The sequence below is a fragment of the Rhizobium sp. N324 genome (assembly GCF_001664485.1).
Lineage (GTDB): Bacteria > Pseudomonadota > Alphaproteobacteria > Rhizobiales > Rhizobiaceae > Rhizobium.
Window position 1 is genome coordinate 1,438,056 of record NZ_CP013630.1, and the last position, 18,598, is coordinate 1,456,653.

Here is an 18,598-nt window from a genome sequence, read left to right on the forward strand (position 1 = left end):
TTGTTGAAGATGAGCGAGTATCATTTATTCGAAGCTGTGCATGTCTGAATGGCCGCTGATGCCGGAAGAGCGCTCGGTGTCGTTGCTCCGATCGCCGGCCGGTGAGGGAGGTGGAGAAAAGCGTAATGGCATTCACGGCGGAGCAATTGGCGGCGAACTGCTCCTTTCTGCTTAGCATCCGCTTTTTAGCTGGGCAGATGCGCGGCGTGTTCGATGCCGGTCCGCGCCTGGCGCGATTGCTTGCCTCGCATCAGCGCTGGCTTCTGACCCAGACTGCCTATGCCCTCAACCTGGAATATGATCCGCGCGACCCGACCTCGGGTTTCACCGCCGTCCGGCTGACCGGGCGCATCACTGCGCATAAGGTGGCGAGCCGCAACACCGTGCTCGCCTTCATCGAAGAACTCTATACTTACCGTTTCATCGTTCACACACCCGGCGACGAGCGGCGGCGGCCGCGTCATTTCGAGCCGGCCGACGTCAGCCATCAGGCGATGTTTGCCTGGATTCATTCCAATCTCGGCGCGCTTGATCTGCTTGACGGCGGTCAAAGGGCGGCGTTTTTTCAGGCAAACCCATCCATGATGCGGCTCGTTCAGCCGCGCATTGCCCGCCATTGCCTTGAGGATGCCGCCTGGCGCGAACCGCCGGAACAGGTGGCGATGTTCCTCTGGACGGAAGCCGGTGGCCTCGTCGTCGACAACTTCATCGCCCGCATGGATATAGAAAGCAGCGAACCGGATCGGTTTTCCGTCGGCCGGGTCGAAACCCGCGCGCTCGCTGCCGATTTCATGATGTCGCGCACCCATCTGCAGCGGCTGTTGGCAAAGGCGGCGCAGCGCGGCTGCGTCGGCTGGGACGACGAACCACGCAAGGCGAATCTTTGGATATCGCGGGATTTCGTCGAGCAATATTGTGCCTGGCAGGCGGTCAAGTTCGCCTATGTCGACGAAGCCTTCGAATGGGCGAAAGCCCGGTTCGAGGCAATGGCCGTCTGATCAGAGAACGATTGCCGCAGCGCTTTCCCGGCGTGAGAGGCGATCGTCGCCCGGCTTGAGCGAAAGCTCGCGCTCATATTCCCGCGCGGCTGAGACTGCGACGCGGATATGTTCGAAGGTCTTGATGTTGCGCAGAAGCGATATCAGGATCGTCATCTTGTCACTCTTAAAAGGCAGGCGAAGCGCCTGCCGCTCAATATTGCTGGAAGTCCGAGAAGATCGCGTCGGGGCGCGCCGTGCGGCCGTTGATGCCGGTGCCGCGGGCGGTCATCTGTTCGTTGGCGGCAAAGCCGAAACGGCTGTAGCCGTGGGTGGAACGAACCTGGTCGCCAGCGAGGCGAAGGGTTTCAAACCCGCTATGGATAGGACGAAAATGCTTGTTCATGGCCTTGGTTCCTGTGGTTCCTCCCAAGACACCACCTCATATTGCGGTGCAGCATCGATTCCGCAATGCGTCACGGCGGGATGCAGCTATGCAAAAGGCGCATAGGCTGATTCATAAATTATTCAACTTTGGCTAATTTCTAAGCAAAGAGAGAGACTTAAGCTTCGCTTGAAAGGAGAGCAGGTCGTTCCAGGCCAGCCGTTTGTTGACCGGCGCGGTCAGCAGATCCTGCGGATGCAGGCTGGCTATGGCAGGAATGACACAGTCCGCAGCGGCAATCTCCTTCCAGCGGCCGCGCAGGCCGTGAATCGTGTCGTTTTCGCCGAAGAAGAAGCGGGCTGAAAAATTGCCGAGCAGCAGAATCGCCTTGGGTTCGGCCAGCGCGATCTGCCGTTCGATGAAGGGCCGGCAGATGTCCATTTCGGCGGCCGAGGGCGCACGATTGCCGGGCGGCCGCCAGGGGATGACCTGTGTCAGCAGAACGCTCGAGCGCGTCAGCCCGATCGCCGCCAGCATCTTGTCGAACAACTGGCCGGATTTTCCCGAGAAGGGCACGCCTTCGCGATCGTCTTCGGCGCCCGGCGCCGAGCCGATCACCATGATACCGCTTTCGGCATCGCCGCTGGCAAAGATGGTCGAGCGGGCGCTGTGCTTGAGGTTGCAGCCGTTGAAGGCTTCGATCGCGGTTTTGAGCTCTGCTAGCGACCGCGCGGATTCGGCGACGAAACGCGCCTGCTGCACCGCCTCGCCATCCGGGATCGCCGGTTGCGGGCCGGAAGCGGCGCGTTCGGCCGGGGCAGGGCGTGCCGCTGCATTCGGGCGCGGCGATGCCCGGCCTTCGCCGGGCACGGCTCGTTCACCGGCGGCGGCAGGTTGCGCCTGCGTCGCCGGGCGCCGGGCGGCCTTCATCGCTTCGAACTCGGCGAAGCGGTCGATCGCCTCTTCCTCCAGCAGCCATTCCACGCCGGCATCCGCATGGAAATGCAGAAGCGCTGCAAGCTCGGCGGGGGAAAGGTCGTTGGCGGAGATCATAGGGACAGGTTTAGCGGAGAGACTGCGGCATTGAAAGGGCAGGATTGCCCGTCCTTGCCTGATCTATTGCACAGTCCATTGCGCGATGTCGTCGCGTTCGCCGATCAGTGCCAGGCCGTGGGCGATCGACAACAGCTCGCCGCCGCTTTCGATCCGGTCGCGGTCGAAGCGCTCGGTGAAGATGCGGCGTACCGCCGGCACGAAGGAGGTGCCGCCGGTCAGGAACACCTTGTCGATCTCTGACGCCTTTGTCTCGGTCTTGTCGAGCACGTCGTCGAGCGCGCCTTCGATACGGGCGAGATCCTCTGAAATCCAGCCTTCGAAGTCGCGGCGCTTGATGCTGCGGTGTCCGCCGCGGCCGAGCGGCGCGAAATCGAAAGGCGCCTCCTCGGCGGCCGACAGCGCCATCTTCGTCGCCGACACCGCCTGATAGAGCGGGTAACCCTCGTCATGGTCGATGAGGTCGATGAAGATTTCGAGCTTTTCCGGTTCCAGGCTGGTGCGCACCAGCTTCTTCAGATCCTCGAATTCGCGTGTGGTCTTGAAGATCGACAGCTGGTTCCAGCGGCCGAAGCTGGAATAGTAGTTGGACGGGACTTCAAGGATCTTGTCGAAGCTTTTGAAATGGCTGCCCTTGCCGATCTGCGGCGCGACGATGTTGTCGATCATCCTGTAGTCGAAATGGTCGCCGGCGACGCCGACGCCGGAATGGCCGATCGGCGTTGCCGTCAGCTTGCCGGCGACGGTCTCGAAGCGGATCAGCGAATAGTCGGTCGTGCCACCGCCGAAATCGGCGACCAGCACGGTCGCATCCTGCTTCAGGTTCTGCGCGAAGTAGAAGGCGGCGGCGACCGGCTCGTAGACATAGTGGATTTCGGGAAAGCCGAAGCGCGACAGCGCCTCGTTGTAGCGTTCGGTGGCGAGATCAGGATCGGGGCTGGCGCCGGCAAAATGCACCGGCCGGCCGGTGACGATGCGGCTGACGTCGGACGGCCAGCTGTCGCCGGCGTAATTGCGCAGCCGACGGATGAAAACCTCCATCAGATCCTCGAAATTATGCCGCTTGGCGAAGATCAGCGTGCCCTGGAACAGCGCGCTGGCCGCAAAGGTCTTGATCGACTGCAGAAAGCGGCATTCGCCGGGATTGTCGATGAACTGGCGGATCGCCGCATGGCCCGCCTCCACCTTCAGCGCCGAGGCGCCGAGTTGCGCATCCTTCATGAAGGAAAGCGCCGTGCGCATGCTGTCGGCCGTGCCTTCAGTGCTGGTGAACGCCATCGAGCGCGTCGCCCCGCTATCCGCCATGGCGAGAACCGTATTGGTCGTGCCGAAGTCCAAACCCAGCGCCTGAGCCATGCCCGCACCTCTTTCATGCCGATTGTTATTGGAGGCGGAGCATGGCTCCGCGAAGGGGCGTAAGCACGCCCCGGATTCAGGAGGGCGGGTGATGCCACAGAGGCGTGACACATTCAAGAGGATCGAAAGCGGATGTGATAGCAGGCGCACTTCTTCTCCCGGGCAGGGAAAAGAAGTGCGCCGCAAGGGATAATCGGCAATACCGAAATCAGAGGGCCGTCATCATTCGGCTGCCATTGCCCTTGCCTCCTGCACCACCGGTTCCTCCACCTTCTTTCCGCCGATCAGGCGGCCGAGGAAGTTTCCGAAGCGGTCCATCTCGACGAAGATGACCGGGGTGATGAACAGCGTCAGCATCTGCGAGACGATCAGGCCTCCGACGACGGCGATGCCGAGCGGCTGGCGCAGTTCCGAGCTTGCGCCGGTGCCGAGCGCGATCGGCAGGGCGCCGAGCAGGGCGCAGAAGGTCGTCATCATGATCGGCCGGAAGCGCCGCACGCAGGCCTCGTGGATTGCCGCCGTCGCCTTTTCGCCGGTCGTGCGCATGGTCTCCACCGCCACGTCGATCATCATGATCGCGTTCTTCTTGACGATGCCGATCAGCATCAGCAGGCCGATCAGGGCGATGATCGACAGATCGAAGCCCATGATCTTCAGCGCCAGCAGCGCGCCGAAGGCGGCGGCCGGCAGGCCGGAGAGAATAGTCAGCGGATGGATGAAGCTCTCATAGAGCACGCCGAGCACGACATAGATGGTCAGCACCGCCGCCAGGATCAGGTAGGGCGTATTGCCTTGCGACTGCTGGAAAATTTCAGCCGTACCGCCATAGGAGGTGAAGACGTCTGCCGGCACGCTGATATCCTTCTTGATCTGCTCGACCGCCGCTGTCGCATCGCTGAGCGACACGCCTTCCGGCAGGTTGAAGGAAACCGTGGTCGAGACCAGCTGGCCCGTCTGGTTGATGGTCACCGGGCCGGTGGTGCGTTGCACATGCGCGAAGTTCGACAGCGGCACCAGGCTGCCATTGGCGGAGGCGACCCGGATTTCCGACAGTTTCTGGTCGTCCCAGGGTTTGCTGGTGTCGTATTCGACGATGACGTCGTAGCTGTCGCCGGTCGACTGGATCTCCGCGGCCGCATAGCCGCTGAAGGATTCCTGCAGCGTCGTGCGTAGCGTATCGTTGTCGATCCCGTAGGCGGCTGCCCGCTCGGTGTCGATGACGATATTGGCCTGCAGGGCGTTGTTCTGGGCGTCCGAGGTCACGTCGGTGAACAGGCCGCGGTCGCCACGCATTGCCGCCTGGATCTTGCCGGCCCACAGGTTGGTCTGGTCGGCGCTGAGCGCCTGCACCACCAGCTGATACTGGCTGGCCGTCTGGCGGCCGCCGAAGCGCAGGCTCTGGTTCGGCGTCACGAAGGCCTGCAATCCGGGGATCTTGTTGATCGCCGTGCGCAGCTCGCGCAGCGTCTGGTCAAGCGGCGGCCGCTCCTTCTTGTCCTTGAGTTCGACGAACATCGAGCCGTTGTTCTGCGGTTTGTTCGGGTTGCCGCCGATCGTCGACATCACGTGGTTGACCGCCGGATTTGCCTTGACGGCGGCTGCCGCCTGCTGCTGCAGCGCTTCCATGGCGGTGTAGGAAATGTCCTGCCGCGCCTGCGTGCTGATCGTCAGGCGGCCGATATCTTCCTGCGGGAAGAAGCTCGTCGGCAGGGTCATGAAGAAATAGATCGTCAGCGCCACTGAGCCGAGGAAAACCCCGAGGATCGTCAGGCGATGGCGAAGGCACCAGCCGACCGCATTGTCATAGCCGTTGAGCGTCCGCTCGAAACCGGCATCGAAGATGCGGATGAGCAGCGGCGGGCGACTGTGGTTGTTGGACAGGCGCGAGCCGAGCATCGGCGTCACGGTCAGCGAGACGATCGCCGACGAGATGATGGCGATGGCGACCACCATGCCGAATTCGTTGAACACCCGGCCGACGACGCCGCCCATCAGCAGGATCGGGATGAACACCGCAATCAGCGAAACCGACATTGAGATGATGGTGTAACTGACTTCTCCAGCCCCCTTGATCGCCGCTTCCCGCACCGGCATGCCTTCCTCGACATGGCGCAGGATGTTTTCGAGCATGACGATCGCGTCGTCGACCACCAGCCCCACCGCGAGCGTCAGCCCCAATAGCGAGATGTTGTCGATGCTGTAGCCGAGCACATACATCATGCCGAAGGTCGAGATCAGCGACAGCGGAACGGCAAGTCCCGGAATGATCGTTGCCGTGGCATGGCCGGTGAAGAGGTAGATGACGAGAACGACGAGACCGATTGTCAGGAACAGCGTGAACTTCACGTCGGCGATCGCGGCACGGATCGGTTTTGCCGCGTCGTTCATCACGACCGTATTGACCGAGGGCGGAATTTCGGCGTGAAGCTGCGGCAGCTTGGCGTTGATCGCGTCGACGACGTCGACCGTGTTGGCATCCGGCTGACGCTGGATGGCGAGGATGATGCCGCGCTGGCCGTCATACCAGCTGCCGGTATATTGGTTCTCGACGCTGTCCTGCACATCGGCGATATCGCCGAGATGGATCGGCGCGCCGTTCGGATTGGCGATGACCAGCGAGCGGAATTGTTCGGCGTTGGTGCGTTGGGTGTTTGCCGTGATCGTCATGCTCTGCGAGTTGTTCTGCAGCGTTCCCACCGGCTGCTGGCTGTTGGCGGCAGCAAGCGCCTTGTTGACGGTATCGATGCCGATGCCGCGGGTGAGCAACTTGTTGGGATCGACCTCGACGCGCACCGCATAGGTTTGCGCACCGTAGACGCTGACCTGGGCAACGCCGGGTAGCGTCGAAAGCGACGGCGAGATGATATCTTCCGCGATCTCGTCGAGCTTGCTGCGCGGCATGGTGTTGCTCTGTACCGAAAGCAGCATGACCGGCGCATCGGCCGGGTTGGTCTTGCGGTAGCTCGGCGGCGTCGTCAGATTGTCGGGCAGCTGCCGTGTCGCATGCGAGATTGCTGCCTGCACATCGGCCGCAGCGGCGTCGATATCGCGATTGAGGTCGAACTGCAGCACGATGCTGCTGCTGCCGAGCGAACTCGAGGCGCTGATTTCGCTGATCCCGGGAATGGTTTCGAACTGTTTGATCAGTGGCGTGGCGACCGAGGTCGCCATCGTCTGCGGCGAGGCGCCGCTCAACTGCGCCGAAACGTTGATTGTCGGAAAATCGACCTGCGGCAGGGCCGCGACCGGCACGAGCCGGTAACCGGCGAGACCGGCCAGAATGACGCCGATGGCAAGCAGCGTCGTGGCGACGGGGCGCTGGATACAGAAATTGGGGATCATTGCTGAGCTCCCACCGCGATCGTCTCGGACTGCTGCTGTTGCCGAGGCTCTTCGGCGGAGGCGACATCAAGCGCCTTTTCGTCGAACTGCTCGTTGATCGCCTGCTGGTCGCTGAGCTGGCCCTGACCCTCGACGACGACATGGTCGCCTTCCGAAAGACCCGATTCGATGGCGGTGAAGCCGCCATTGGCGCGGGCAACGGTGACCGGCGTCAGATGCGATTTGCCGTCCTTGGCGACGAAGGCGAAGAAACCGTCCGGCCCGGGGCTGACGGCAACCGTTGGCACCACCACCTGCTGATCGTTATTGTTGAAATGCACCACGATATTGACCGACTGGCCGGGCCAGAGCGCCCCGGAGGCGTTCTCGAATTTCGCCTTGGCGAGGATCGTGCCGGAGGCGGTGTCGACCGTGTTGTCGTAGAAGCTGATCTCGCCCTTGCGGACCTGTCCCTTGGTGGAACTGGGAACGGTGCTGACTTCGACCGGGCCGGCTGCGAGCGCGCTCTTTAAGGTGCGCAGGTAACGCTCCTGCAGATGGAATTTAACATAGATCGGATCGTATTTGGCGATGGTGACGACGGCCGAGCCGGCATTGAGGAAGGCACCCTTGCTGATGGCGATATCGCCGAGCCGGCCGTCGAAGGGAGCGCGGATATCTGTGTTTTCGAGGATGATCTGATCGGAGGCAAGCGAGGCCTTGTCGGCGTCGACGGTGGCGGCGGCGGTATCGCGGGCAGCGACCGCCTGGTCGAGGCTCTGCTGGGTGCCGGCCTTCTGGTTGAAGAGATCCTGCGCGCGCGTCAATGCGGTCTCGGATTCCGAAAGCGTCGCCGTGTCGCGCACGATCATCGCTTTGTCTTTGTCGACCGCCGCATTGGCCGTCCGGTCGTCCAGCTTGGCGATCAAGTCGCCGGCTTTGACGGTTGCCCCATCCTGCGCATCGATGCTGACGATCAGGCCCTGTTCCTGTGCGGCAATGGTCGTGTTGTCATCGGCATCGGCCCAGCCGGTCGCGGTCACATCCGTCGGCAGCGTCGTCTTCGCCGCCGCGACGGTTTTGACGACGGTTGGGCCGCCGCCGCCGCGTCTGCGCCCGCCGCCCTGATGCTGGCCACCATTCTGCGTTTGATCGGCCTGCGCCTGATCGCCCTGTGCCGGCTGCCCGCCATTGCCGTTAACCGGCGGTTTGATGAACTGCGAGAGGTAGGGAATGCGGGAGGCATAAGGGATCTGATTCCCGAATTGCCAGACGCCGACGGCGGCAACTGCGATAACGCTGACAGTGATCCAAAATTTCTTCATGGGCGAGACCGGGGGTTGAACGGGGTTTGCGAATTTATGCTCTGATTGAACCGCTTATATTGCGGCGCAAAAAAGACATAATTCCCCGGTCGCCATCACTAAGTGGTTATAACGGCTTAAATTTTTGTAATGAATATTCCGTAATATTCAAACTATACTAATATAGACCGAGTGTAACCCGGTGCCGTTTGACGGCGGAGGGGCAGGCGGCGCGCAACAAGACGATGTCGGCCCGCGTGCCATTCGTTGCCCGGCGAAAAACACGGGAAAAACCCGAGAAAGCAGGTCATTATGACCGAGTTGAACGCCAGCGAATTTCGCTCTCTCATCATAAGCGTGTTTCCCGAACTCACGGCCTCCGCCTTCAAGCTGGCGGCGAAGGGCTGGGATTCGCTTGCCGTCGACGTCGATGACACGCTGATCTTCAAATTTCCCCGTCACTCTGGCGCGGAAAGAGCGCTTGTGAAGGAAGCCGCCTTGCTCGAGATCATCAGGCCGGCGCTGTCGATGGCGGTTCCCGACATGCACATTCACGACGGGCCGCCGATCTTTTCCAGCCATGCCAAGATCGACGGCGAACATCTCATTGCCGAAGATTACGCTGCGCTTGGCGAAGGCGATCGTCAGCACCTCGCTGACGATCTGGCGCGCTTTTACGCCGAGCTGCATGTGCTCGATGCCGATCGGATACGCTCGGCCGGCGCCGGGCCGATCCAGCCCTGGCAATCGCCCGAGATGGTGCGAACAGAGGCTTTACCGCTGCTGCCGCCTGAGATCAGGCCCTTTGCCGAGGCTGTTATTTCGGATTTCGAAACCTTGCCGCCCGATCCCCACGGCAATATCTACGGCTTCTTCGACGGTCATGGCTGGAACATGGCCTTCAATCATGCGCAAGGCAGGCTCAACGGCATTTACGATTTCGCCGATTCGGGCTTCGGGCCGTTGCACCAGGAGTTCATCTATTCGAACTTCATCTCGCCCGATCTGACCGCCCGCATCATATCGGCCTATGAAATGCTGACCGGACGTCGGCTCGACCGGCGGCGCATTTCAATCCTGACCGGCTTCCACCGTCTGTCCGAGCTCGCCGAGCTTGCCGACGATCCGGCCCATGTCGGATCGATGGTCCAAAGTGCGGCGAGTTGGGCCGCTGTTGCAGCCCATGCCGGCTGAAGGAGAGGTCAGACGGATCGGGCCGCGCCGCCGTCGCAGCGGATCAGCGAACCGGTGATGTAGCTTGCCGGCTGGCTGCACAGGAAAGCCGCCGTTGCGGCAAATTCCTCCACGCGGCCGTAGCGGCCGACCGGGATGCGCGCTTCCTTGTCGGTGCGGATCTCTTCGAGGCTCTTGCCCGTCCGCTTTGCCGCCGCCCCGTCGAGATCGTCGAGCCGCGCGGTCAGGATGCTGCCCGGCAGGAGCAGGTTGGTGGTCACGCCGAAGCCCGCCACTTCGGTGGCAAGCGTCTTGCTCCAGCCGGCCAGTGCCGGGCGCAGCGTATTGGACAGCGCCAGATTGGCGATCGGTTCGATCACGCCTGAGGAAGCGACCGTCAGGATCCGGCCCCAGCCTTGCGCCTTCATGCCGGGCAGCAGCGCATTGGTCAGCGTGATGACGCGGGCGACCATGGAAAGGAAATAGGTCTCGAGCTTTTCACCCGTCATCTCCTCGGTCGTGCCGGGCGTCGGCCCGCCGGTATTGTTGACGAGGATATCGAGTCCGCCGAACTTCTCCTTCACCGCCGCTGTCGCCGTCTCGACGAAGCGTTCATCCCCGAGGTCGGCCCAGATCCAGTCGGCCCGGCCTTTGCCTTCGCTGTTGATCGCCTTGCAATTGGCCTCCAACTGCTCGCCGCTGCGCCCGCAAAGCAGCACGTTGGCGCCTTCGTGGGCCAGTGCTGTGGCGATGCCGAGGCCGAGGCCACGTGAGGAGGCGAGGACGAGCGCCCGTTTGCCTTCGATGCCGAGATCCATGATTGTCCTCCTATATCTTAGAGCGATGTATAAGGCGCACGCAGCGGAAAAGGAAAGGGCGCGTGACCGGTTCGGTGGCGTTTGCTAATTGATGTTAACGTAAACGTTATATAATTCTGGCGCGCAGGGCCTATCATTGTGCGAATTGAAGATTGGCTGTCGTATCCCGGCTCGACAATGCTTTCTCGTTTTGACAGAAAGTGCCTGAGAGGGATGACGGCTGCGCGCCGCCAAGCGGAGACGAGTGAATGACCGAGACGACTGAGTTGCCTGAACGCGAGAGCATGGAATTCGACGTGGTGATCGTCGGCGCCGGTCCGGCCGGTCTTTCGGCGGCGATCCGGCTGAAGCAGGTCAACCCGGAACTGTCGGTCGTGGTCCTGGAGAAGGGGGCCGAGGTCGGCGCCCATATCCTCTCGGGCGCCGTGGTCGATCCGATCGGCATCGACCGGCTGCTGCCCGGCTGGCGCGACGAGGCCGATCATCCGTTCAAGACGGAAGTCACATCAGACCACTTCCTGCTGCTCGGCCCGGCCGGCTCGATCCGCCTGCCGAATGCGCTGATGCCGCCCTTGATGAACAATCACGGCAACTACATCGTCTCGCTCGGCAACGTCTGTCGCTGGCTGGCGGGCAAGGCCGAAGAGCTCGGCGTCGAGATCTATCCGGGCTTTGCCGCCGCCGAAGTGCTCTACGACGACAAGGGCGCGGTCATCGGTGTCGCCACCGGCGACATGGGCATCGAGAAGAACGGCGAGCCCGGCCCGAACTATACCCGCGGCATGGAGCTGCGCGGCAAGTACACGCTGATCGGCGAAGGCGTGCGCGGTTCGCTTGCCAAGCAGCTGATCGCCAAGTTCGATCTGCAGAAGGATCGTGAGCCGCAGAAGTTCGGCATCGGCATCAAGGAACTCTGGCAGGTCAAGCCGGAGAACCACAAGCAGGGCCTGGTGCAGCACTCCTTTGGCTGGCCACTGGGGATGAAGACCGGCGGCGGTTCGTTCCTCTATCACCTCGAAGACAATCTGGTGGCGGTCGGCTTCGTCGTTCATCTCAATTACAAGAACCCTTACCTTTATCCCTTCGAGGAATTCCAGCGCTTTAAGACCCATCCGGCGATCCGCGGAACCTTCGAGGGCGGCAAGCGGCTCTCCTATGGGGCGCGTGCCATCACCGAGGGCGGTTATCAGTCGGTGCCGAAGCTGTCTTTCCCCGGCGGAGCGCTGATCGGCTGTTCGGCCGGTCTCGTCAACGTTCCCCGCATCAAGGGCAGCCACAATGCGGTGCTGTCGGGCATGCTCGCGGCCGAGAAGCTGGCCGCTGCCATCGAAGCTGGCCGCAGCCATGACGAGGTGGCCGAGATCGAGAACGACTGGCGCAAGGGCGACATCGGCAAGGATCTCAAGCGGGTGCGCAACGTCAAGCCGCTGTGGTCGAAGTTCGGCACGGCACTCGGTGTGGCGCTCGGAGGCCTCGACATGTGGACGAACACGCTGTTCGGCTTTTCTTTCTTCGGCACGCTTGGCCACGGCAAGACCGATGCGCAAAGCCTGGAACCGGCCGCGCAGCACAAGCCGATCGCCTATCCGAAGCCGGACGGCGTTTTGACCTTCGACCGCCTGTCCTCGGTGTTCCTGTCGAACACCAATCACGAGGAGGATCAGCCGGTGCATCTGCAGGTCAAGGACATGGGCCTGCAGAAGCGTTCGGAACACGACATCTATGCCGGCCCGTCGACGCGCTACTGTCCGGCCGGGGTCTACGAATGGGTGGAGAAGGACGGGCAGGACACCTTCGTCATCAACGCGCAGAACTGCGTGCACTGCAAGACCTGCGACATCAAGGACCCCAACCAGAACATCAACTGGGTGCCGCCACAGGGCGGCGAGGGGCCGGTCTATCCGAACATGTAGATCGGATGGTCGTCCGCCATCCCAGATCTGCTACGCTTTCCTTGCTCTCCTTTCTTCGAACAGGAGCGCTCGGGCCGCTCACGCGCGGCGTGACGATGCGCGAGGTCTCGGAATTGCTGGGACCGCCCGACGGGTGGATGGATGGCGGAAGCGAGGCGCCCGTGCCTCTGCTCTGGGGCTACCGGCCCTTTCTCGAAATCCGCTTCGAGTCGGAGCCGCCCTATCTGCTGCAGACCATCAAGGTGCCGCAACTTGCGCCGCCGGATAAGAAATATATCCATATTGCACGCCTTCGCATCGCAACCGATGGGTTCCACGATCAAATGCGACTCTCGGATTTCTTGCGCCGGGACATCTGGGGGGATGACGAAATCGTCGTAGGCAGTTGTGCCGGCGGGAATCCTGTTGTCGACATTTGCACTGCGAACACCCGGTTGGTCTGGTCAATGTCGGCAGGGAGCGAAGAAATCCTGGCTCGGCAAAGCGAGGGCGGCCTATCGAAGGCGGCTTACATGGCCCGGCGCGACCAACTCTCCGATGGATTCTTCGGTATCTATTCCGCTCTTTCGCCACAACTCGATCGTGTGCCGCAAGACGGATGGGAAAACTTTTCGGCTGATCAATATCTCGCGCTGGCGGCGCATATTGAAACTGTCGTGAAATAGCGGTGGGCTATACATGATAACGCAGTCGTTATCTCTGTCTGCTGTGCTCCTTTAGCGTTTCATTAACCATAATCTCCTTAGTTTGCGACATCATGTTGACGCACTAAGGACACATTCATGACGATCTCCCGCCGGGGCTTCCTGATCGCTCTGCCGCTTTTTGTCGCCGGCTGCTCTGCGACCGGCCTGAACAGTCAGACGAATTACGCCGCACTTCCGGATGAAAAATTCCCCTTAAAGCAGGTGCCGATCGACAAGATCAAGCCGGAGCTCCGCCGTCAGGAAGTGGCCTATGAAACCACTCATGCAGCGGGCACGATCGTCGTCGATACCCCGGCACGGCGCGCTTACTATGTCCTCGGTGACAACAGGGCAGTGCGCTACGGCGTCGGCGTCGGCCGCGAGGGGCTGGCCTTTGCCGGCAACGCCTATATCGGCCGCAAGGCCGAGTGGCCGAGCTGGACGCCGACCGAAAACATGCAAGCCCGCGAAGAGCGTTATCGCAAGCTTGCCGGCGGCATGCCGGGCGGCCCGAACAACCCGCTCGGTGCACGGGCGATGTATCTCTATCGTGGCGGCGGCGACACGCATTTCCGTATTCACGGCACCAACCAGCCGCAATCGATCGGTCTCGCCATGTCGAGCGGCTGCATCCGCATGATGAACCACGACGTGATCGATCTCTACAGCCGCGTCGAGGTCGGCGCGAGGGTCGTCGTCATCCAGGCTTGAGGTGGTAAAATCACGTTCATTGAAAAAGCCGCCGCAGCGATGGCTGTCGGCGGCTTTCGACCTTTGTTGGCCCTAGCTGGCGGTCAGCGGCGCTGGGCGGCGATCCCGGTGGAAAGCGCAACGCCGATGCCGGTGATCACGGCGGCGCTGATTTCCGTCAGGCCGATCGCCTCGCCAAGCAACAAGCCGCCGCCGAGCGTTGCCAATACCGGGGTCAGCGCCGTGAAGGCGGCGGCCTGTGTTCCGCCGAGGGTCCTGACGGCGGTGCCGTAGGCGACCATGGCGACGAGACCGGAAAGCATACCCTGGCTCAGCACCTGCAGGCCGATTTCCGGGAGAGGCGCCTGCGGCAGCGAGATGCCGAAGATAAGCGCCAGCACGCCCATGATCAGGAAGGACCAGACGGCGATCAGCGCGCTTGCCTGCACGGCCGTCAGGCCCGAGCGGCGGAAGGCATGAGTATAGCTCGCCCACAGAACGGCGCCGGCCGGCAGCAGCACGAAGCTCGTCCATGCCAGCGAGGCGTCCGCAAGGCTCCGCGTCAGCAGGATCAGCACGCCGGCGACGATCGCGACGAGCCCGGCGATGCGGGTGGTATCAGGTCTTTCGCCAAACAGCACGATGCCGATCAGCGCCGCAGCGAGCGGCATCGAGCCGCCGAGCAGAATGCCTGAGGAGGCAGCCGGCGTCGAATGGATTGCCAGCGTGGTCAGCAGGAAGAAGACGGCGCCCGAGCCGGACACCATGATCGCCAGCAGATGCAGCGGCACCGTCTTCGGCAGCAGCCCTGTCTTCAGCCAGACCGGCGACAGCACCAGGGCGGGAATGCCGAAGCGGATCAGCCCGATGTCGATCGAGCCGAGAGGCGTTGCGGCGCTGTGGCGGGTGACGAGAAACCATGTCGCCCAGATCAGCACGGTAACAGCGCCGCCGGCATAACCCAGTGCCTGCGATGGCGACTTGTCGTTGGTAAATGCAATGGTGGTCATCGTCCTGTCCCTTCCTTCATCCGGAGCCTTCCGGTCGAGGAAAAGATTAGATCAGGAGGGTGGGGCATGTCCTTGCTATCTATGGCTCAAAAATCATGCTATGCGCAATCTTCTGCCAAAATGGTGCCAACAGGAATCGCGAAAATGCCAAATCTCGATAAATTCGATATCGCCATCCTGAAGTGCCTGCAGGAGGATGCGCGGGCCACCAATGTCGAAATCGCCGAGAAGGTGAACCTCTCGCCGTCGCCCTGCCTGCGCCGCATCCGCAATCTCGAACGCTCCGGCGTCATCCGCGGTTACACCGCCGATATCGACCGCAAGGAGGTTGGTCTCGGCCTGACCGTCTTCGTCGAATTCAAGGTCGCCCATCACAGCCGCGAAAATTCCGAGGCGCAACAGCAGACACTGCTCGCCATCCCCGAGATCGTCTCCTGCTTTCTGATTTCGGGCACGGCCGATTTCCTCGCCGAAGTCGTGGTGGAGGACCTCGCCGCCTACGAACGGCTTCTGACGGAGACGCTGCTGACCCTGCCCAACGCCAGCGACATCCGCTCGAACTTCGCCATTCGCAGCATCAAGACGCACGGGCCGTTGAAGCTGCCCGAGGGAAGATGATTTCTCAATAGTTTTTCTCGCTAATAAAAACCCCTCCCCAACCCCTCCCCACAAGGGGGAGGGACTAATCTGGGGCACCGTCTCGCTCCCCATCGAGGGGGTCAATATTTGGGACGCGGGTGCGGCAGTTTAAGCCCCTCCCCCTTGTGGGGAGGGGTTGGGGAGGGGCCTTTTTGCTCGACCATCAACCCGGTCGTTCAGCTCTACAGCAGCGTCCCGCTGAGGATGAGCAGCGCCACCGAGAAGTAGATGACGAGCCCGGTGACGTCGACCAGCGTGGCGACGAAGGGGGCCGAGGCGCTGGCCGGATCGAGCCGCAGCTTTTGCAGCAGGAAGGGCAGCATCGAGCCGCAGATCGAGCCGAAGGTGACGATCCCGATCAGGGCGGCAAACACCGTGACGGCGACCATCTGCCAGTGCGGGCCGTAGTCGTAAAGGCCGGACGACTGCCAGAAGACGATGCGGATGAAGCCGACGAGGCCGAGGATCGCGCCGAGCACGATGCCCGTCGGCAGTTCGCGCAACAGCACTTTCCACCAGTCCGACAGCTTCAGCTCGCCGAGCGCCAAAGCCCGGATGATCAGCGACGTCGCCTGCGAGCCGGAATTGCCGCCCGAGCTCATGATCAGCGGGATGAACAGCGTCAGCACCACGGCCTTCTCAAGCTCACCTTCGAAATGCTGCATGGCGCTTGCCGTCAGCATTTCGCCGAGGAACAGGGCGGCGAGCCAGCCGGCGCGCTTGCGGATCATGCCGGCAAAGCCGATCTTCATATAGGGCTGGCCGAGTGCCTCCATGCCGCCGAACCTCTGGGCGGCTTCCGTCGTGTCCGAGATCATCGTGTCGATCACGTCGTCGACGGTGACGATGCCGAGCACCTGCCCATGGTCGTCGGTGACCGGCAAGGCGAGCAGGTCGTGCTTGCGGATCAGCCGGGCGACATCCTCCTGCTTCATCAGCGGATCGGCCGAAACCGGCGTGCCCTTCTGCGCCACCGAAAGGATGGAAGCCTCAGGCTCGCCGGTGATGAGGCGGCGCAGCGTCACCACATGCATGAGCGCATGGCTGGCCTCGTCGAGCACATAGATGGCGTAGACGGTTTCCCGCGAGCGTTCGACCTGGCGCACATGATCGAGCGTCTGGGCAACAGTCCAGCTGACCGGCACGCTGACGAATTCCGTCGTCATGATGCCGCCGGCCGTGCGCGGCGGATAGCCCATCAGGTGCTGGATCGCGATGCGCACCGGCTCGTCGAGGCTGGCAAACAGCCGGCCGCGGGTCTCGCCGTCGAGTTCGAGCAGCACGTCGGCGACACGGTCGTTGGACATGCCGTGCAGCAGCCGTGCGGCGTCCTCGGCGCTGATCAGCGCCAGGATCTGTGCGGCGTTGCGCAGCTCCGGCCGGTCGAGAATGTTGACGGCATAGTCGAGCGGCATGCCGGTCAGCACACGCCCGGCGTCCTGGACGGTCAGCGCGTTCAACGCATCGACGCGTTCGGCGATCGTTGCGCCGCGGCTGTTGTTGATGAAGGTACGGGCGGCATGGCCTGCCCGAAGTGGGAAGCGATTGATGTTCATTAAGGCTCGCCTTTCCGTCGATCCGCCGTAGCGTCCCGAACGGGCGAGCCGACAGGAGTCGGTCAGCGCACGAGGGCCGCGTACGGCAAAGGCAATCGACTGCTACTGTCGCTTGGCATCGTGAAGATGGCTCCGTTGAAATCCGCGGACGAGTGCCATCCGCGTGAGGTTCTAGGTGGTCCCGAACGCAAAAAAAGTCAAGCGGGGTAAATGCTTAACGCCAGAATGTCGCACCCCCGCCCATTGCGAGCGGAGATGCTTTACGCAGCCTGCATGCTCCGGCTGCGGCGCTCCAGCCGCACGGAGGCTGCAAAGACGAAGAGGCCGAGGAAAGAGAGTGCCGCGCCGACATAACCGGTTGCCGCAAAACCGTAGCCCCAGGCGATGACGAGCCCGCCGAGCCAGGCGCCGATCGCATTGGCGATGTTGAAGGCGGAATGGTTGGAAGCGGCGGCAAGCGTCTGCGCATCGGCGGCGACATCCATCAGCCGCGTCTGCAGCGCCGGGCCGGCGGCAAAACCGCAGCCGACCAGGAAGACCGAGAGGCCGAGCATATAGGGATTGGCGGCGGTCAGCGAAAAGGTGGTCAGCACGACGATATTATAGACGAGCGAGCCGCCGATCGTGCCGAGCAGCGATTTGTCGGCAAGCCAGGAGCCAATGAAATTGCCGGCATTCATGCCGACGCCGAACAGCACCAGCATGATCGGGACGGCCGTTTCCGGCAGCATCGCCACCTCAGTGGTCGTCGAGGCGATATAGCTGAACATTGCAAACATGCCGCCGTAACCGACGGCGGCGATGCCGAGCGTCAGCCATACCTGCGGCCGGCGGAAGGCGCCGAGTTCGCGCAGGAAGCTTGCCTCTTCGGAAACCCTGTCCTTGGGAACGTAGAACCAGATCAGCGCCACCGTCAGCAGGCCGACGATGCCGACCGACCAGAACGCCACCTGCCAGTCGAGCGACTGGCCGAAAAACGTCGTCAGCGGCGTGCCGAGAAGAGTAGCGACGGTGAGGCCGAGCATGACGCGGCCGACGGCACGGGCGCGGCGATGTATCGGCACCATCGAGGCGGCGACCAGGGCGGCGACGCCGAAATAGGCGCCGTGCGGCAGTCCGGTCACGAAGCGCAGGAAGGTGAAGGATTCGAAAGTCGGCGCCATGGCGCTGAGGATATTTCCGACGGCAAAAACCAGCATCAGTGTCAGGAGCAGCGTGCGGCGCGCCATCTTGGCGGCGAGCACAGCGATAACGGGCGCGCCGACGACGACGCCGAGCGCATAGGCGCTGATGACGTAGCCGGCCTGCGGCGTCGTCACCGAGAAAGTATCGGCGACATTCGGCAGCAGCCCCATGATCGCAAATTCACCGGTGCCGATGCCGAAGCCGCCGCAGGCGAGCGCCAACTGGACCAGCGCCACTGTCGTTGCCGACGGCAGTCCTTCATCCTGGCTGTCGATGGAATCATTGATGGCGATCTCACTCATGAGAGCTCCTCGGGACGGTTTTTGCTTGGCAACGGCCTCCGGCGCAAGCGCGGCCGCGAGGCGATCGTGGTCTATGGCGGGAGGTGGAGACGATCTCTCCGATATGTGATCTATCCGTGATATACCGGCAGGCGTCGAGTGCATTTTTCGCAGTGCAGCGTCCTGCTATGTGCATATGTCCGTTGCAATATTTGCATTTCTGATATTCTTGCGGAAAGGCTGATGCGCTT

The 18,598-nt window shown here is 62.3% G+C and carries 16 protein-coding genes; 6 read left to right on the plus strand and 10 right to left on the minus strand.

The genetic code is table 11. The features are described 5' to 3' along the window. Positions 1-125: 125 nt before the first annotated feature. On the plus strand, positions 126-998 hold the full coding sequence (locus AMK05_RS06885) for a hypothetical protein (RefSeq protein WP_064837763.1): 873 nt from the start codon (positions 126-128) through the stop codon (positions 996-998). Here the strand turns inward: AMK05_RS06885 and AMK05_RS35125 are convergent, their stop codons facing one another. The 6 genes from AMK05_RS35125 to AMK05_RS06910 all read right to left on the minus strand — a co-directional run bounded on the left by AMK05_RS35125 (position 999) and on the right by AMK05_RS06910 (position 8,417). Continuing rightward, positions 999-1,154 (minus strand): hypothetical protein, encoded by a 156-nt coding sequence (locus tag AMK05_RS35125; RefSeq protein ID WP_190237337.1) that lies wholly within the window; start codon positions 1,152-1,154, stop codon positions 999-1,001. It lies immediately after the preceding gene. Between the two features lie 37 nt (positions 1,155-1,191). Next, complete coding sequence (locus AMK05_RS06890) at positions 1,192-1,383, minus strand: hypothetical protein (protein WP_003569328.1); 192 nt, start codon at positions 1,381-1,383, stop codon at positions 1,192-1,194. Positions 1,384-1,515: 132 nt separating this feature from the next. Further along, positions 1,516-2,415 (minus strand): uracil-DNA glycosylase, encoded by a 900-nt coding sequence (locus AMK05_RS06895; protein ID WP_064837765.1) that lies wholly within the window; start codon positions 2,413-2,415, stop codon positions 1,516-1,518. Between the two features lie 63 nt (positions 2,416-2,478). Next, the gene (locus AMK05_RS06900; protein ID WP_064837767.1) at positions 2,479-3,771 is read right to left on the minus strand and encodes an Hsp70 family protein; all 1,293 of its coding nucleotides are present in this window, start codon (positions 3,769-3,771) and stop codon (positions 2,479-2,481) included. Positions 3,772-3,993: 222 nt separating this feature from the next. Then, positions 3,994-7,113: an efflux RND transporter permease subunit gene (locus AMK05_RS06905; protein ID WP_064837770.1), complete on the minus strand. Its 3,120-nt coding sequence runs from the start codon at positions 7,111-7,113 to the stop codon at positions 3,994-3,996. Further along, a complete protein-coding gene (locus AMK05_RS06910; RefSeq protein WP_064837772.1) occupies positions 7,110-8,417 on the minus strand; it encodes an efflux RND transporter periplasmic adaptor subunit in 1,308 nt (435 codons plus the stop codon). The genes AMK05_RS06905 and AMK05_RS06910 overlap by 4 nt, the downstream gene beginning before the upstream one ends. Positions 8,418-8,708: 291 nt before the next feature. On the opposite strand from AMK05_RS06910, the gene AMK05_RS06915 reads away from it, so the two are divergent. Continuing rightward, positions 8,709-9,590: a phosphotransferase family protein gene (locus tag AMK05_RS06915; protein ID WP_064837773.1), complete on the plus strand. Its 882-nt coding sequence runs from the start codon at positions 8,709-8,711 to the stop codon at positions 9,588-9,590. A gap of 8 nt (positions 9,591-9,598) precedes the next feature. On the opposite strand, the gene AMK05_RS06920 is transcribed toward AMK05_RS06915, so the two are convergent. Then, on the minus strand, positions 9,599-10,387 hold the full coding sequence (locus AMK05_RS06920; protein ID WP_064837775.1) for an SDR family oxidoreductase: 789 nt from the start codon (positions 10,385-10,387) through the stop codon (positions 9,599-9,601). Between the two features lie 248 nt (positions 10,388-10,635). Here AMK05_RS06920 and AMK05_RS06925 point away from each other — a divergent pair, with 248 nt between their 5' ends. From AMK05_RS06925 to AMK05_RS06935, 3 genes are all read left to right on the plus strand, one after another. Continuing rightward, on the plus strand, positions 10,636-12,300 hold the full coding sequence (locus tag AMK05_RS06925; protein WP_064837777.1) for an electron transfer flavoprotein-ubiquinone oxidoreductase: 1,665 nt from the start codon (positions 10,636-10,638) through the stop codon (positions 12,298-12,300). A gap of 95 nt (positions 12,301-12,395) precedes the next feature. Then, complete coding sequence (locus tag AMK05_RS06930; protein ID WP_143535819.1) at positions 12,396-12,965, plus strand: hypothetical protein; 570 nt, start codon at positions 12,396-12,398, stop codon at positions 12,963-12,965. 117 nt (positions 12,966-13,082) lie between these two features. Next, the gene (locus tag AMK05_RS06935; RefSeq protein WP_064837781.1) at positions 13,083-13,697 is read left to right on the plus strand and encodes a L,D-transpeptidase; all 615 of its coding nucleotides are present in this window, start codon (positions 13,083-13,085) and stop codon (positions 13,695-13,697) included. Positions 13,698-13,780: 83 nt separating this feature from the next. On the opposite strand, the gene AMK05_RS06940 is transcribed toward AMK05_RS06935, so the two are convergent. Next, positions 13,781-14,686 carry a DMT family transporter gene (locus AMK05_RS06940; protein WP_064837783.1) on the minus strand — a complete coding sequence of 302 codons (906 nt, stop codon included), beginning with the start codon at positions 14,684-14,686 and terminating at the stop codon, positions 13,781-13,783. 144 nt (positions 14,687-14,830) lie between these two features. Here AMK05_RS06940 and AMK05_RS06945 point away from each other — a divergent pair, with 144 nt between their 5' ends. After that, positions 14,831-15,304 carry an Lrp/AsnC family transcriptional regulator gene (locus AMK05_RS06945; protein ID WP_064837784.1) on the plus strand — a complete coding sequence of 158 codons (474 nt, stop codon included), beginning with the start codon at positions 14,831-14,833 and terminating at the stop codon, positions 15,302-15,304. 203 nt (positions 15,305-15,507) lie between these two features. Here AMK05_RS06945 and mgtE read toward each other — a convergent pair whose 3' ends face one another. Both mgtE and AMK05_RS06955 read right to left on the minus strand, forming a co-directional pair. Beyond that, complete coding sequence (gene mgtE, locus AMK05_RS06950; protein ID WP_064837785.1) at positions 15,508-16,881, minus strand: magnesium transporter; 1,374 nt, start codon at positions 16,879-16,881, stop codon at positions 15,508-15,510. A 260-nt stretch (positions 16,882-17,141) separates the two neighbouring features. Further along, positions 17,142-18,368, minus strand: a complete 1,227-nt coding sequence (locus AMK05_RS06955; RefSeq protein WP_064837786.1) for an MFS transporter — start codon at positions 18,366-18,368, stop codon at positions 17,142-17,144. Positions 18,369-18,598: the final 230 nt, after the last annotated feature.

Coding starts and splice junctions, on each gene's coding strand:
- AMK05_RS06885 (WP_064837763.1), top strand. CDS start 126: ATGGCATTCACGGCGGAGCAATTGGCGGCGAACTGCTCCTTTCTGCTT.
- AMK05_RS35125 (WP_190237337.1), bottom strand. CDS start 1,154: ATGACGATCCTGATATCGCTTCTGCGCAACATCAAGACCTTCGAACAT.
- AMK05_RS06890 (WP_003569328.1), bottom strand. CDS start 1,383: ATGAACAAGCATTTTCGTCCTATCCATAGCGGGTTTGAAACCCTTCGC.
- AMK05_RS06895 (WP_064837765.1), bottom strand. CDS start 2,415: ATGATCTCCGCCAACGACCTTTCCCCCGCCGAGCTTGCAGCGCTTCTG.
- AMK05_RS06900 (WP_064837767.1), bottom strand. CDS start 3,771: ATGGCTCAGGCGCTGGGTTTGGACTTCGGCACGACCAATACGGTTCTC.
- AMK05_RS06905 (WP_064837770.1), bottom strand. CDS start 7,113: ATGATCCCCAATTTCTGTATCCAGCGCCCCGTCGCCACGACGCTGCTT.
- AMK05_RS06910 (WP_064837772.1), bottom strand. CDS start 8,417: ATGAAGAAATTTTGGATCACTGTCAGCGTTATCGCAGTTGCCGCCGTC.
- AMK05_RS06915 (WP_064837773.1), top strand. CDS start 8,709: ATGACCGAGTTGAACGCCAGCGAATTTCGCTCTCTCATCATAAGCGTG.
- AMK05_RS06920 (WP_064837775.1), bottom strand. CDS start 10,387: ATGGATCTCGGCATCGAAGGCAAACGGGCGCTCGTCCTCGCCTCCTCA.
- AMK05_RS06925 (WP_064837777.1), top strand. CDS start 10,636: ATGACCGAGACGACTGAGTTGCCTGAACGCGAGAGCATGGAATTCGAC.
- AMK05_RS06930 (WP_143535819.1), top strand. CDS start 12,396: ATGCGCGAGGTCTCGGAATTGCTGGGACCGCCCGACGGGTGGATGGAT.
- AMK05_RS06935 (WP_064837781.1), top strand. CDS start 13,083: ATGACGATCTCCCGCCGGGGCTTCCTGATCGCTCTGCCGCTTTTTGTC.
- AMK05_RS06940 (WP_064837783.1), bottom strand. CDS start 14,686: ATGACCACCATTGCATTTACCAACGACAAGTCGCCATCGCAGGCACTG.
- AMK05_RS06945 (WP_064837784.1), top strand. CDS start 14,831: ATGCCAAATCTCGATAAATTCGATATCGCCATCCTGAAGTGCCTGCAG.
- mgtE (WP_064837785.1), bottom strand. CDS start 16,881: ATGAACATCAATCGCTTCCCACTTCGGGCAGGCCATGCCGCCCGTACC.
- AMK05_RS06955 (WP_064837786.1), bottom strand. CDS start 18,368: ATGAGTGAGATCGCCATCAATGATTCCATCGACAGCCAGGATGAAGGA.